The 14,936-nt window shown below is 37.7% G+C and carries 13 protein-coding genes and 1 other RNA gene; 4 read left to right on the top strand and 10 right to left on the bottom strand.

Going from position 1 to position 14,936, the window contains the following annotated elements; genetic code table 11:
- Positions 1-2 precede the first annotated feature (2 nt).
- Both P6280_RS04655 and pbp1a read left to right on the top strand, forming a co-directional pair.
- Entirely contained in the window at positions 3-1,124 is a 1,122-nt protein-coding gene (locus P6280_RS04655) for an aminotransferase class I/II-fold pyridoxal phosphate-dependent enzyme (RefSeq protein WP_283237113.1), read from the top strand.
- The gene (gene pbp1a, locus P6280_RS04650) at positions 1,125-3,104 is read left to right on the top strand and encodes a penicillin-binding protein 1A (protein ID WP_283237112.1); all 1,980 of its coding nucleotides are present in this window, start codon (positions 1,125-1,127) and stop codon (positions 3,102-3,104) included.
- Between the two features lie 2 nt (positions 3,105-3,106).
- On the opposite strand, the gene P6280_RS04645 is transcribed toward pbp1a, so the two are convergent.
- From P6280_RS04645 to mltG, 10 genes are all read right to left on the bottom strand, one after another.
- Positions 3,107-3,685 carry a tumor necrosis factor alpha-inducing protein gene (locus P6280_RS04645; protein ID WP_180390291.1) on the bottom strand — a complete coding sequence of 193 codons (579 nt, stop codon included), beginning with the start codon at positions 3,683-3,685 and terminating at the stop codon, positions 3,107-3,109.
- Between the two features lie 123 nt (positions 3,686-3,808).
- Positions 3,809-4,125, bottom strand: an RNA gene (gene rnpB / locus P6280_RS04640) — RNase P RNA component class A.
- Positions 4,126-4,160: 35 nt separating this feature from the next.
- A complete protein-coding gene (locus tag P6280_RS04635) occupies positions 4,161-5,633 on the bottom strand; it encodes a disulfide bond formation protein B (RefSeq protein ID WP_283237111.1) in 1,473 nt (490 codons plus the stop codon).
- Positions 5,634-5,641: 8 nt separating this feature from the next.
- On the bottom strand, positions 5,642-5,806 hold the full coding sequence (locus P6280_RS04630; RefSeq protein WP_000394829.1) for a hypothetical protein: 165 nt from the start codon (positions 5,804-5,806) through the stop codon (positions 5,642-5,644).
- 142 nt (positions 5,807-5,948) lie between these two features.
- A complete protein-coding gene (locus P6280_RS04625) occupies positions 5,949-7,727 on the bottom strand; it encodes an HAD-IA family hydrolase (protein ID WP_283237110.1) in 1,779 nt (592 codons plus the stop codon).
- A gap of 105 nt (positions 7,728-7,832) precedes the next feature.
- On the bottom strand, positions 7,833-8,387 hold the full coding sequence (locus tag P6280_RS04620) for a 2-oxoglutarate:acceptor oxidoreductase subunit OorC (protein ID WP_000388023.1): 555 nt from the start codon (positions 8,385-8,387) through the stop codon (positions 7,833-7,835).
- Positions 8,387-9,208, bottom strand: coding sequence for a 2-oxoglutarate ferredoxin oxidoreductase subunit beta (locus P6280_RS04615; RefSeq protein ID WP_000885307.1), 822 nt, complete (start codon positions 9,206-9,208; stop codon positions 8,387-8,389). The genes P6280_RS04620 and P6280_RS04615 overlap by 1 nt, the downstream gene beginning before the upstream one ends.
- Before the next feature lies 1 nt (position 9,209).
- Positions 9,210-10,337: a 2-oxoglutarate synthase subunit alpha gene (locus P6280_RS04610; RefSeq protein ID WP_001206820.1), complete on the bottom strand. Its 1,128-nt coding sequence runs from the start codon at positions 10,335-10,337 to the stop codon at positions 9,210-9,212.
- Positions 10,337-10,678: a 4Fe-4S binding protein gene (locus tag P6280_RS04605; RefSeq protein WP_017280489.1), complete on the bottom strand. Its 342-nt coding sequence runs from the start codon at positions 10,676-10,678 to the stop codon at positions 10,337-10,339. Before P6280_RS04605 ends, P6280_RS04610 begins: the two co-directional genes overlap by 1 nt.
- A 178-nt stretch (positions 10,679-10,856) precedes the next feature.
- Positions 10,857-11,852: an endolytic transglycosylase MltG gene (mltG, locus tag P6280_RS04600; RefSeq protein WP_096398469.1), complete on the bottom strand. Its 996-nt coding sequence runs from the start codon at positions 11,850-11,852 to the stop codon at positions 10,857-10,859.
- Here mltG and P6280_RS04595 point away from each other — a divergent pair.
- Complete coding sequence (locus P6280_RS04595; protein ID WP_283237109.1) at positions 11,770-14,709, top strand: DUF3971 domain-containing protein; 2,940 nt, start codon at positions 11,770-11,772, stop codon at positions 14,707-14,709. The genes mltG and P6280_RS04595 overlap by 83 nt on opposite strands.
- Positions 14,706-14,936, top strand: coding sequence for a FeoA family protein (locus P6280_RS04590; RefSeq protein WP_000174143.1), 231 nt, complete (start codon positions 14,706-14,708; stop codon positions 14,934-14,936). Before P6280_RS04595 ends, P6280_RS04590 begins: the two co-directional genes overlap by 4 nt.

Here is a 14,936-nt window from a genome sequence, read left to right as displayed (position 1 = left end):
TGATGTTTTCTAAATCCTTAGAAGCTCTACGCCATGCCAAACGATACCGCAAAAGAGAATTGTTTGACCCTTCATTAAAGGATTACGCTTCTAATGATTATTTGGGTTTGAGCATTAAAAAAGATTTGCTTCAAAACGCTTTTAACAAGCTCCAATTTTTTGACGCTCATTCCCCCAAGGCTTCCATGCTAGTGAATGGCTACCACCCTTTGCATGCAGAGTTAGAAGAACGATTAGCGGATTTGTTGGGGTTTGAAAGCACTCTTTTAGTGGGGAGTGGTTTTTTGGGCAATCTGGCTTTAATAGACACCCTTTTAGTCAAAAACGCCCTTTTATTCATGGACGAACACTACCATGCAAGCGGGATTTTTAGCACCAAAGCCAAGCCTAATCAAGTGGCTTTTTTCTCGCACAATGACGCTAAAGATTTACAACAAAAACTCTTTAACGCCCCTAAAAATAAACTCAAATTCATAGCCATTGAGGGGGTTTATTCTATGGATGCGAGCGTCGCTCCCTATGACTTTTATGAAATCACTCAAGAAATTCCTAACGCTTTTCTAATCGTTGATGAAGCCCATAGTTTTGGGACTATCGGCGAGAATTTGTTGGGTTTTTTAGAATATTATCGCATCAAAGAAAAAGACAAAATCATTAAACTCAGCACTTTCTCTAAAGCGCTTGCGAGCTATGGGGCGTGCATTTTAGCCCCTTTACAAATCATAGAGTTTTTAACCAATCGCGCTAAAAGCGTGATTTACACCACCGCTTTAAGCCTATTAGACACCGTTTTAACTTTGGCCCATTTAGAATACTTTATCGCGCAAAAACAAGAATTAAAAAATGAGCTTAGCAAACACCAACAGATTATTTTTGAAACCTTAGGCATTAGAACACCCACAGGATTTTTTACCTTAGAATTTGAAAACAATTCCGCTCTTTTAAACGCTCATCATTTTTTGAAAGAAAGGGGGTTTTTAGTAGGAGCTATCCGCCCCCCCACGGTTTCTAAACCCCTTTTACGCATCTCTTTATCTCTCAAGAACAGCTTAGAAGACACTAAAGAGCTTGCTAACACCCTTTTAAATTATTCTAAAATACAATCTTCTTTTAAGAGTGATTAAATGCTAAAAAAGATTTTTTATGGTTTTATCGTTTTATTTTTAATTGTCGTAGGGTTGTTAGCCATTCTTATCGCTCAAGTTTGGGTGAGCACAAATAAGGATATTGCTAAAATTAAAGATTATCGCCCGAGCGTCGCTTCACAGATTTTAGACAGAAAAGGGCGTTTGATCGCTAATATCTATGATAAGGAATTCCGTTTTTATGCGCGTTTTGAAGAAATCCCCCCACGATTTATTGAAAGCCTTTTAGCGGTAGAAGACACCCTCTTTTTTGAACATGGGGGGATCAATTTAGACGCTATCATGCGCGCTATGATTAAAAACGCTAAAAGCGGTCGTTACACCGAGGGGGGTAGCACCCTAACCCAACAACTCGTTAAAAACATGGTGCTCACACGAGAAAAAACCCTAACCAGAAAACTCAAAGAAGCTATCATTTCCATACGCATTGAAAAAGTCTTAAGCAAAGAAGAAATTTTAGAGCGCTATTTGAACCAAACTTTTTTTGGGCATGGGTATTATGGCGTCAAAACCGCAAGTTTAGGGTATTTTAAAAAACCCCTTGACAAACTCACGCTTAAAGAAATCACCATGTTAGTCGCCCTGCCTAGGGCTCCAAGTTTTTATGACCCTACCAAAAATTTAGAATTTTCACTCTCTAGGGCTAATGATATTTTAAGGCGGTTGTATTCTTTAGGCTGGATTTCTTCTAACGAGCTCAAAGGCGCTCTCAATGAAGTGCCAATCGTCTATAACCAAACTTCCACGCAAAACATCGCTCCCTATGTCGTGGATGAAGTGTTGAAACAATTGGATCAATTAGACGGGTTAAAAACTCAAGGCTATACCATAAAGCTCACGATAGATTTGGATTACCAACGCTTATCGTTAGAGTCCTTGCGTTTTGGGCATCAAAAAATCTTAGAAAAAATCGCTAAAGAAAAGCCAAAAACTAACGCCTCTAATGAAGATGAAGACAACTTGAACGCCAGCATGATAGTTACAGACACAAGCACCGGTAAGATTTTAGCTTTAGTGGGGGGGATTGATTATAAAAAAAGTGCTTTCAATCGCGCCACGCAAGCCAAACGGCAATTTGGGAGCGCGATAAAGCCTTTTGTGTATCAAATCGCTTTTGATAATGGCTATTCCACCACTTCTAAAATCCCTGATACCGCGCGAAATTTTGAAAATGGCAATTATAGCAAAAACAGCGAACAAAACCACGCATGGCACCCCAGCAATTATTCTCGTAAGTTTTTAGGGCTTGTAACCTTGCAAGAAGCCTTAAGCCATTCGTTAAATCTAGCCACGATCAATTTAAGCGATCAGCTTGGCTTTGAAAAAATTTATCAATCTTTAAGCGATATGGGGTTTAAAAACCTCCCTAAAGACTTGTCTATTGTGTTAGGGAGCTTTGCTATCTCACCGATTGAAGCGGCTGAAAAGTATTCTTTATTTTCTAATTACGGCACCATGCTCAAACCCATGCTCATTGAAAGCATCACTGACCAACAAAACGATGTCAAAACTTTCACGCCCATTGAAACTAAAAAGATCACCTCCAAAGAACAGGCTTTTTTAACCCTTTCAGTGCTGATGAATGCGGTAGAAAATGGCACAGGGAGTTTGGCTCGCATTAAAGGTTTAGAAATCGCCGGTAAAACCGGGACTTCTAACAACAATATTGATGCTTGGTTCATTGGTTTTACCCCCACCTTACAAAGCGTGATTTGGTTTGGGAGAGATGACAACACACCTATTGGCAAAGGAGCGACAGGAGGCGTTGTGAGCGCGCCTGTGTATTCGTATTTCATGCGTAATATTTTAGCGATCGAACCTTCTTTAAAAAGAAAGTTTGATGTCCCCAAAGGCTTGCGTAAAGAAATCGTGGATAAAATCCCCTACTACTCAACCCCTAATTCCATCACCCCTACCCCACAAAAAACCGACGATGGCGAAGAACCCTTATTGTTCTAAACCTACATGGCTATAGGGACTTTCACATCGCTGTAATTGATAGAATCTTTAAAGATTTCTTCCACTTTAGAAATAAGGATACTCACCGCTTGATTGTCTAAGGACATTTTATGCAACCCCTCGCTCAAAACATCCTTATCAAAACCACGCGCACGCACTAACGCAAACACTTCCTCATTGTTAGGATTGATATAAATCCCTAAACGATCCACATTCATCAAGCTGTCAAAAATGGGCTGTGTCATTTGGATAAACATCTCATTAGTGATCTTTTGCTTGATACGATTGGATTTGGAAAGGTAAGCCTCTTTGAGTTTATGCACAATATTTTGCGCCACTCTTATTGTCGCTCTTTTGGTAGCGATTTTTTCTATCTCTTCTGTTTTTTTACCATCTACAATGTGCGAGCTATCCACCCCTTGCGTGATATACTCACTGCGATTTTGCAACATCCAATAAGGCACATCTTGTAAAAAAGAATTTCTTTGTGAAGTGTTTGGACAAGTGCAAGCTTGCAACATCAAAACACCCAATCCGCATAAAACCAATTGCTTGCTTTTTAAAAAAGATTTTTCTAACACGCTTATCTCCTTTGATTTTAATTTTACAGAGTGTAACACAAATCTTTAAGATTTAAGCAATAATTGGGTAAAAAATAAAAAAAATAAAATGATTAAAACTTTATTTAAAAAATCAACACGCAGTTAAGCATTAGAATAAGCCGGGTTCTGTCAATGGATGGCCATTTATCTGGGAAATATTTTGCAATATTCCTCAAGCGAAGCGTGTATCAATTTAGACTTACCATGCGCTTCTTGCTACAAATTGGGTTTGCCCAAACAAGCTAAATTGCTTTAGCTTTGGTGGGCTCTTACCCCACCCTTTCACCCTTACCTTAAAAAGGCGGTTTGCTTTCTGTGGCACTTTCCCTTAGCTTACGCTAGCCATCCGTTAGATGGAATTTTGTCTAATGTAGCCCGGACTTTCCTCTATTCTTAAAATAGCGACCATCTTCTAATGCGTTAATATATTAGAAAAAAGTAGCTTTAAAAGAGTTTAAAAATTAAGAGTATAGAGAATATTTTTATCATTCTCATAGCTCACAAGGATAAGCTCATTATCCCTAAACCCTCCAGCGCTGATATTTTTAATCTCTTTAGGCAAGCCATAAACTTCAAGAATCTCTTCTTTTGTAGGGTCTATGACTAAAAGCGTGTTAAATTCCTTACTGAACGCATAAAGCTTATTATCTTTTAAAGCTAGCGCGCTGATAACTAACTCGCCCAGTTTCCTTTTTTCTTTAAGTTTGGCATTGCCTAATTCAAGTAAAAACTCCCCATGCACCTGTTTGTCGCTATTAAGCATGGAGATGATAATCAAATCCTTATAACGCTTGTTAGGAGCGCTGATCAAATAAGTGAATTTAGCCCCTCTTCTTACAGCGCTAACATAATAGTTTTTCGCCCTAGAAGTTTTCAAGCGGCTGCGCTCCACCTCATCAAAAGAGTTAGCCCCTTCTAAAAAATAAGGGAAGTTTTTAAGCGCGTTAGCGTTTTTGTTAGGAGTGATTTCTACGCTCGTTTTATTATTGCCCATGATCACAATGTTTTCATCTTCGTTAAAATCCGCCCCCACGAACGACCCCACCGTCGCGCTATAATAGCTATCTAGCACCATATGGCTATGAATGGTTTTTAGATCGTTACCCGCAAGATAAAGGCCTTGGTTTTCTGTGGTAAGGATCGCCTTGTCTTCATTGAAACTCAAATCCGTGATCGCTCCGTTCAGTTTTAAAAAAAGCTCTTCTTTTTTTTCAATCTCCAACGCTTTTGTAATTTCTAAAGGCGAATGCTCATAATCATTATCTTTAGGCAAAGCACTCAATTTCAAAGGCTCGCCCACATCTCTTCTGCCCAAAACGCTTCTTGGGAATTTCAAATGATTCCAATTCTCCATAGACCAGACAGATTCTTTCAAATTCCACGAAAAACGCACCGGATCGCTTTGCCCTATGTAAGGGAAAGGTCCGGTAGAGAAAAACGCTTGCACGGCGTTAGAACCCACCACAATAAAGAAAATATAAAAAGCACTTTTTTGGAGCGTGTTTAATGAATAATCTTTAAAAAGTGGGGCATTAGGAGCAAAAAAGAGTAAAACCGCTAAAAGCGCCACCACGCTAAAAAAGACAAAAAGCGCCCAAAACTGCGTGTGCAATCCCAAAATAGCGAGCGCAAAGCCCTGCCCCACATCTTCTAAAGCATGGCTACTGGTATGATAAAAGCTCTCATATAACCCGCTACTAGCCATAAGTAATAGCAAGGCGATGTATTTAGGCTTAAACCCAAAACGCACCACCAAAAGCGCCACAGCCCCTATTAAAATCATGTTGATGCGTTGCACCCAGCAAAAAATACAAGGCGAATCTTTCAAAACATAGCCAAAATAAAAATTCGCCAAACCCACAGGAAAGATTAAAATCCCTAAAATCGCCAAAGAAAAAAGATTATAAAATCGGGTTTCTTTATTCATGCATCCCCCTATAAATTCATATTAGGCAAAACGCTAGAGCTGTGGGCTATAAAAATAATAAGCTCCACCAACCACACCACAATCAAAATCCCAAACGCCCAATTTTCTTTTTCAGGCTTTTTAAACGCTATTAAAACAGCGGCTAGACTTAAAAGCAGTCCTAAAAACTCCATGCCATTCCTTAAAATTTTCGTAGGATTATACTCAAAAACAAACGATTGGATAAATAAAAAATATCTAGTGGATAACTTTTGAGAGAATTATTTTAAAGGAGAAAGCCCTAGTTATCCATATTTGATTGAAACAGAGCCAATTTTATGATTTCTTTTTTAACTTCCCATAGATTTTTTTAATTAGAGATAATATTTTAAACAATCTCTCTTGCTTGTTTGTCCTAAGGCTTCTTTTTAATATGCCATAACTTTGTGAAGGTTTTAAAATACAAGACAATAAAGAAACATCGTTGCAAAACAAGGGCAGAGCGTTTTTATGCGTTGCATCTGGAAGAAAATAAATTTGTTTAAATTGCTCTTGATCTTGAATACTAGGATGATCAATGAAGAAATTGACCCACTTTATCACATCATGAATGTCTAAAGAAATTTGACTTTCTTTAAAATATGAAGCATATCCAACAGCCCCTTCTACTATTTTTTCATAAGCTTTAGAGCGGTGTTTTTCGCAAGATGAAACATCTTTTTGATAAATTGGAACGCCATTTTCTACATTTAAAATGGGGTATTCAGGGCTTGTTAGCAAAAACTCCATAAAATCCCAATTATGAAAATAAATGGATTTAGGGTGTGAAAAAGGTAAGAAACTCACGCAATCATGATTTAAAATTCTTAAGAGATCCACATAGCATCCAAAAACTTCTTTATTCAAAGCTTTTTGTATTAACTCTTGCGAAGAGTAGCCCAAAGTAATCGTATCTACAATAGCGATATTTCTCTCTAAATTTAATGAATACAAGTATTTTCTGTAATTATCTAAACATTTTAACGCTAAATGGCGGCAATGTTCAAAGTTACTATATATATATATATATGCTTGTTGGTTAGTGGTGATTTGCTTCTTTTGAATTTCTTCTTCGCCTTCTAAAATACGCAAAATTTCCAAACTCTCGCCCTCTATGACTTCTAAAAATACCGCTTTTTTTAAAATTCTGGGAGCATAGACATAAGTAGTTTTATATGAATTTGGATATAAAATATTAAAAATTTTTTGCAATAAATAGCCATCTCGTGCAACAAACACTAAAGTATCAATATTTCTTTTATGAATCTCTTTATAAATAAACTGGCAATAAGCAATGGCTACAATTCCTGCCTGCATCGCTCCCAAAAGAAACCAATAATCAAACTTTTCATGTTTTTGAATATAATTTTTATAAAAAACGCATAAAGATCCTAAAACAAAGCTTTGTGCAACACTAGTTGGACTAAATGTTTTGTATTTAGGAAAAATTTCTTCAAATTGCCTCAACACGCTTTTTCTAAATAGCGTTGCTATACCTAAACTTTTAGGCATAGCGTCATCTGCCCAAGAATTATCACCAATATGCAACATTTGTGTGTGAGTAATATTTTCTTGTTTTAAAACATGTTTAAACAAATCCTTTGAATGTTTAGTAAGCATTATATGGCTACTAAGATAGAAATTTGTATAACCATCAAAACCCTTAGAAATTAAAATATCTTCAAGGATCTCTAAAGGTAAATACATATCTGATACAATAATCACTCTCTTATTGTTCTCTTTAGCGAAACGATAGAGTTCTAACATCTCTAAGTTTGGAATAAGCATCTCTTTTTCAGTGGCAATTTCTACTTCCTTATATGAATGAAACTCTTTTGGAATTTGATGATAAATTTCATCTAGAGTAATGTCTTGTTCTTTACTGATTTCTCTAGATTGCATTTCTGCTAAAATCCTTGCTTGACAAAAACCTTTAATATCATATTTAGTCTCAATATACAAAAATAAATCTGTGGGTTTAATAAAAGGTCTTAAAAGAAGGGTATCAAAAATATCAAAAGAAATCACATCGTATTTTAAAATCTCACTTTTTGCCCCATCCAAAAATTTGAGCATACAAGAATCCTTTGTAAAATTTGAGCATTATATCACTTTTTTTTTCAAAAATACAAGAAAAGAGAGAAAACTATAGTTAAAGAAATGAGATAAGGAGTTACCCCCTTATTTTTTCAAAGCTTCTAAAGCATGTTTTTTCCCAATTTCAAAGGCTTTTTTGTTGGTGTCAGCGACTTTTGCGGGTACTTTTTTAAGCATGGTGTCTAGCACGATATTTTCTTCTACGCATTTAGTAAGCTCCACGGTAATGGCTAACGCTACCACAGATTGCGTGATGATGTTACCCACTTCATCCTTAGCGATATTGATAATGGGGATTTTATAGATCTGGTATTTTTCTTCATCTTCTTTAGTGGGGGTTACCAGATTGGGATCAATGACAACGATACCGCCTTGTTTAATATCGCTTTTAAACTGGTTGTAGCTGATTTGAGCGACTGAAAGCATGAAATCAATCTCACCCTCTTTAGCATAAGGGAAAATAATTTCATCTTTGTCTAGCAAAATATCCACTTTAGTGGGCCCTCCGCGCACTTGCGAAGTGTAAGTGGAAGTCTTAGTGCCATAGCCCCCACTCACAATCTTAGCTTCAGCTAAAATCTCCCCCGCTAACAGCACGCCTTGCCCTCCAACGCCCGTAAATCGTAATTGCGCTTCCATTATTGTTTTCCTTGTGCTTTTTCAATGATTTCTTGATACGCTTCGCAATATTCTTTCCTGTCCGTGTCATGCTTTAAAACGCCTGTAGGGAATTTATCCACCCTTTCTTCAGGACTCATAGCCTCAAATTGGCGTTTGCTCACTAACCGACTTTCCATCCATTTTAGCATTTGAGACGCTTCGCCCATTTTATTCTTACGCCCTAAATTGATATGGCAATTACTATGGACATCAAAGAAGCTAAAGCCCTTGTGCGTAAAACCTTCTTTAAGCACTTTTTCTAATTTTTGAGGGTCTAAAACGCTCTCTCTAGCCACAAAACTCGCCCCTGCAGCGGTGGTTAAAGCGCATGGGTCAAACTGGTTATCAATATTCCCCCATTGAGCCGTAACCGTCCACATGCCATTAGGCGTGGTGGGCGAAGTTTGAGAGTTGGTCAAACCATAAATGAAATTATTCACTAAAATAAAATTCAAATCAATGTTTCTTCGGCATGCATGCATGGTGTGATTGCCTCCAATAGCAAAGCCATCGCCATCTCCAGAAACCACGATCACATGCTTACTGGGGTTAGCTAATTTAATCCCTGTCGCATACGCTACAGCCCTACCATGCGTGGTATGAACGGTGTTGCAATTCACATACGAACTCATGCGCCCGCTGCAACCAATCCCGCTCACCAAACACACATCATCCATTTTCCAACCTAAAGCGTCAATCGTGCGGATAATGGATTTCAAAATCACGCCATCGCCACAGCCCCAACACCACAAAGTGGGTATTTTATCCACACGCAAATATTCATCATAATTAAACGCCATTTTAAAGCTCCTTCAATTTTGCGATGATTTGTTTAGGCGAAATCGTGCGCCCGTTGGCTTGCCCCAAGAAATGCACCTTTCTTTGCATAGCCCTTTCAATTTCTTCTAAATACTGCCCTTTATTCAATTCAATCACAAGGATTTTTTCGTATTTATCCCCTATTTCCTTCAAGCGTTTAGCCGGGCTTGGCCATAAGGTTTTAGGCCTGAAAAAGCCGACTTTTTGCTTGCTTTCTTTATTGTAATCTTTCAAGGCTTCTTTAACCGCTAGAGAAACCGAACCATAAGCGATAATAACGATTTCAGCACCCTCTAAATCCATTTCCTCATTTTCATTGATAATGTCTTGCTTGGATTCAATCTTATGAAATAATCTGTCAATCAAATCCCCACCAATTTTAGCGTCTTCAGTAGGAAAGCCAATAGGCCCATGGTGCAAGCCTGAAACATGGTAGCGATAGCCTTTAAAGAAAGGGTTTAAGACAGCCGGCTCATCTTGTGCGACCCCATAAGGTTTGTAGTCTTTTTTGTCGCCCACAAATTCCTTACGATTAATAGTCATCTTTTGCACTTCTTCTAAATCTGGGATTTGCACCTTGCCATACATATGCCCCACGGTTTCATCCATGAGCAAGAATACAGGAGTCATGAGCATTTCAGCCAAGTTGAATGCGCGAACGGTTTCTGTGTAAGCTTCTTCCAAACTAGCAGGAGCGAGCGCGACAGCTTTAAAATCCCCATGTATAGGGTGTTTTAAGAAATTCACATCGCCTTGAGCCACACGAGTGGGCATTCCGGTTGATGGGCCTGAACGCATCACATCAGCGATCACTAAAGGGATTTCTGCCATGAAAGAATAACCGATTTGCTCCACTTTTAATGAAATACCAGGCCCAGAGCTCGCTGTCATAGACTTCGTCCCGCTCATGCTTGCTCCCAAAGACACGCTAATCCCACTGATTTCATCTTCCATTTGGATAAAATGGCCACCACATTTGGGTAAAGCCACGCTCATCGCATGCATAATGTCCGAGCTTGGCGTGATAGGATAGCCCCCAAAAAACCGACACCCCACTTCAATCGCCGCTTTAGCGACTAATTCATTCCCATCAGAAATAATCTCACGCATTACTTGCCTCTCCCTTCTAAAATAGTCTCTTCTAAGAGCATGTATTTATTGGCCTTAACCTTTTCGCTTCTTTCTTGAGCGTCTTTAGAAACTTTAGCGAATTTGAAATCCTTCCTGTCAGCCACATAAATCGCAAAATCCGGGCAGTGCAACTCGCATTGCACGCAACCGATACAACTCTCTGGATAGGCTACTTTGACCACTTTCCCAAGCACCCTTTCTTTTTCAACCCCCATGCCAAGAACCCCAGCAGGGCATACCGATACGCAAATATCACAACCCTTACACCTGTCTTCATTCACCCAAACGGCAACCCCATCTGGAGCGCTCATTTTAGCCATTCATTCTCCTTTGTGCTAAAAGCTGTATTTAAAGCCTTAGCAATCAAAATTTGCCTAAAATTGTAGCAAGCCTTTTTTAATAAATTCTAAAATGCTTTAATAGTAGGAACTTAAAATTAAAATGAGAAAATAATAAACACTTTTTACTCAATTTAAAAGAAAAAACGCCCCATTTACCCTAATCATAAAAATGATTATTAGAAAGATTGATGTTTTTTAAATGCTCCTTATAAGTTGCGCTGAAAGCATGTTTTTTATCCGGCATTTTCACAAAATACAAAAAATCAGTTTTTTTAGGGAAGATCACGGCTTTAATCGCTTCTAGGCTCACGCTCCCTACAGGATTTTTAGGCAAGCCCTTGAATTTATAGGTATTATAGGGGGTGTTATCGGTTTTAATGCGCTCTTTTGTTACTTTAGCGTGTGAAAATTCCTGATAATTCAAAGCCCCATCCATTTGTAAAGGCATGCCTTTTTTCAAGCGGTTAAAAATCACGCTCGCAATCAAGGGCATTTCTTCAACATTGGCGGCTTCTTTTTGCACAATAGAAGCGAGAATGATTTTTTCAAACCACTCTTCTTTATGATAGTATCCAAGCCATTGTTTGCTTAAAGCTTCGTGTTTTTTCATAGATTGGCCGATCAAAGTTTGCATGATTTTAAAAGCGTCCTCCCCTAAAGGCAAATGATAAGTGTCTGGCCATATCACCCCATCTTCTATCACAGCACCATTCAATCGTGGGGCGATGCTTTCATAAGCCTGATTAAGATCGCTTGTTTCTAGCTGGTAAATCTCGCTCAAAATTTGCGTGAAAAAATAGCGGCTTTCTCCAGGGATTAGAGTTGCGCTTTTATACGCCGCTTTTGCCTTAATCAAACGGACTAAAAAATCCCCTTTCCTTAAGGCCCCATCGCCCATATCAATATAACCTTTTTTAGGCATGCCCATCAGGCGTAAAAAAAGCACATCCAAAGCGTTAATATCCACGCCTTGATCTTTTAAAGAAAAAAACACTTTTTTGAGCGAACCTTGCGGGACAACCACCACTTTGTTAGGATAAATTGGTATACTTAAATAAAAAAGAATACTAATGAATAAAAGAAAGCATGTATCCAAGAAAGTGTTTAATGTCATTATCTTGTTTGTGGCAGTATTCACTCTTTTAGTTGTCATTCACAAAACCCTTTCAAACGGCATTCACATACAAAATTTGAAAATTGGAAAGCTTGGCATTTCTGAATTATACTTAAAACTTAATAACAAGCTTTCTTTAGAAGTTGAACGGGTTGATCTATCTGCTTTCTTCCATCAAAAACCCACTAAAAAGCGTTTAGAAGTTTCTGATCTGATTAAAAATATCCGTTATGGCATCTGGGCGGTGTCTTATTTTGAAAAGCTTAAAGTCAAAGAAATCATTTTAGATGATAAAAATAAAGCCAATATCTTTTTTGACGGGAATAAATACGAGTTAGAATTCCCGGGAGTCAAAGGGGAATTTTCCCTAGAAGATGATAAAAATATCAAGCTTAAAATCATCAATCTGCTTTTTAAAGATATTAAAGTCCAAGTGGATGGCAACGCCCACTATTCACCCAAAGCTAGGAAAATGGCGTTCAATTTGATTGTCAAGCCCTTAATTGAACCCAGCGCTGCAATTTATTTGCAAGGGCTAACCGATTTAAAAACCATAGAATTAAAAATTAACACTTCTGTAATGAAAAGCCTAGCGTTTTTAAAGCCTCTTTTCCAACGCCAATCGCAAAAAAATTTAAAAACATGGATTTTTGATAAAATCCAATTCGCTAGCTTTAAGATTGATAACGCTTTAATCAAAGCCAATTTCACTCCTAGCGAGTTTATCCCATCGCTTTTGGAAAATTCTGTAGTTAAAGCCACTTTGATGAAGCCTTCAGTCGTTTTTAATGATGGCTTATCGCCCATTAAAATGGATAAAACCGAATTAGTTTTTAAAAACAAACAGCTCCTCATACAGCCCCAAAAAATCACTTATGAAACCATGGAATTAACCGGCTCTTACGCCACTTTTTCCAATTTGTTAGAAGCCCCTAAGTTGGAGATTTTTTTAAAAACGACCCCTAATTATTATGGCGATAGCATTAAGGATTTATTGAGCGCTTATAAAGTCGTTTTACCTTTGGATAAAATCAGCACGCCATCTAGCGCGGATTTGAAACTCACCTTACAATTCTTAAAAAACACCGCCCCTTTATTTAGCGTTCAAGGCAATGTTAATTTGCAAGAAGGCACCCTCTCGCTCTATAATATCCCCCTTTATACGCAAAACGCTAGCGTGAGCCTAGATATTACCCAAGAATACCAATACATCTACATAGAAACTACCCACACCCGCTATGAAAACATGCTGGATTTAGACGCTAAAATCGCTTTAGATTTGAATAAAAAAACCCTTTCTTTAGATTCTTTAGTCCATAAAATACGATTCAACACTAACAATAATATCAACATGCGTTCTTATGGCTTGAATAACGACCCAGATAACCCACAACCTACTAAATTTTCTTTAGATTTAAAAAGCTTGCATTCTATTATTCAAGAGGGTGAAAATTCAGAGGCGTTTAGAAGAAAAATCATAGACACCATTAAAGCCCAAAGTGAAGACAAATTCACTAAAGATGTTTTCTACGCTACAGAAGACACTTTTAAAAACCTTTCTTTGAATTTTGATTTTTCTAACCCCAATTACATGCAATGGAGCGTGCCACAACTTTTATTAGAGGGCGAATTTAAAGATAACGCCTATGTTTTTAGAATCAAAGATTTGAAAAAAATCAAGCCCTATTCCCCTATTATGAAATATTTCGCCTTAGAAGATGGCTCTTTGGAAGTTTCTACGAGCGATTTTGTCAATATTGATTTTTTTGCTAAGGATTTAAAAATCACTTTACCCATCTATCATAGCAACGGCAAGCAATTTGATTCTCTCTCTTTATTTGGCTCTATTAATAAAGATGAAATTTCTGTCTATACTCCAAGCAAAAGCATATCCATAAAAGTTAAGGGGGATCAAAAGGATATTACCCTTAATAACATTGATTTGAGTATTGATGATTTTTTAGATAGCAAGATGCCAGCTATTGCAGGATTATTCTCAAAAGAACGAAAAGAAAAGCCCAGCTCTAAAGAAATCCAAGATGAAGATATTTTCATTAGTGCCAAACAACGCTATGAAAAAGCCCACAAAATTATCCCTATCTCTACACGCATCCATGCTAAAGATGTCGTGTTAATCTATAAAAAAATGCCTTTTCCTTTAGAAAATCTTGATATTGTCGCTCAAGATGACAGAGTGAAAATTGATGGCAATTATAAAAATGGCATGATCATGGCGGATTTAGTGCATGGGGCTTTGTATCTTAAGGCTCATAATTTTAGCGGGGATTATATCAATACCATCCTCCAAAAAGATTTCGTAGAAGGGGGTTTATTCACGCTTATTGGGGCTCTTGAAGATCAGGTTTTCAACGGCGAATTAAAATTCCAAAACACAAGCTTAAAGAATTTCGCTCTCATGCAAAACATGATCAATCTCATCAACACCATTCCCTCTCTCATTGTCTTTAGGAACCCTCATTTAGGGGCTAATGGCTATCAAATCAAAAAGGGGTCTGTTGTTTTTGGGATCACTAAAGAATATCTAGGGTTGGAAAAAATTGATCTTATCGGTAAAACTCTTGATGTTGCTGGCAATGGGATCATTGAATTAGACAAAAACAAATTAGATTTGAATTTAGAAGTTTCCACCATCAAGGCTTTGAGTAATGTTTTGAGTAAAATCCCTATCGTGGGTTACCTCATTTTAGGGAAAGAAGGAAAAGTAACCACTAATGTGAATGTCAAAGGCACGCTGGATAACCCTAAAACAAAAGTGACTTTAGCGACAGATATTATCCAAGCGCCTTTTAAAATCTTGCGCCGCATTTTCACGCCCATTGACATCATCGTGGATGAAGTCAAAAAAAATATTGAATCAAAAAGGAAATTAAAATGACGCTCAATGAAGCCATTAAAGACAAAGTTTATGAAATCGTAGAAATCGCTAACTGCGATGAATCCCTTAAAAAACGCTTTCTGTCTTTTGGTATCCATGAAGGGGTTCAATGCACCCTTTTGCATTACTCCATGAAAAAAGCCACGCTTTCAGTTAAAATCAACCGCATTCAAGTGGCTTTAAGATCCCATGAAGCCCAATACCTTCTCATCAAAGAAAGCGTGTGA

It is taken from the genome of Helicobacter sp. 219-2 (genome assembly GCF_030053225.1).
In the GTDB taxonomy this organism is placed as follows: domain Bacteria; phylum Campylobacterota; class Campylobacteria; order Campylobacterales; family Helicobacteraceae; genus Helicobacter; species Helicobacter pylori_C.
This window is presented reverse-complemented; position numbering and strand designations above follow the sequence as displayed.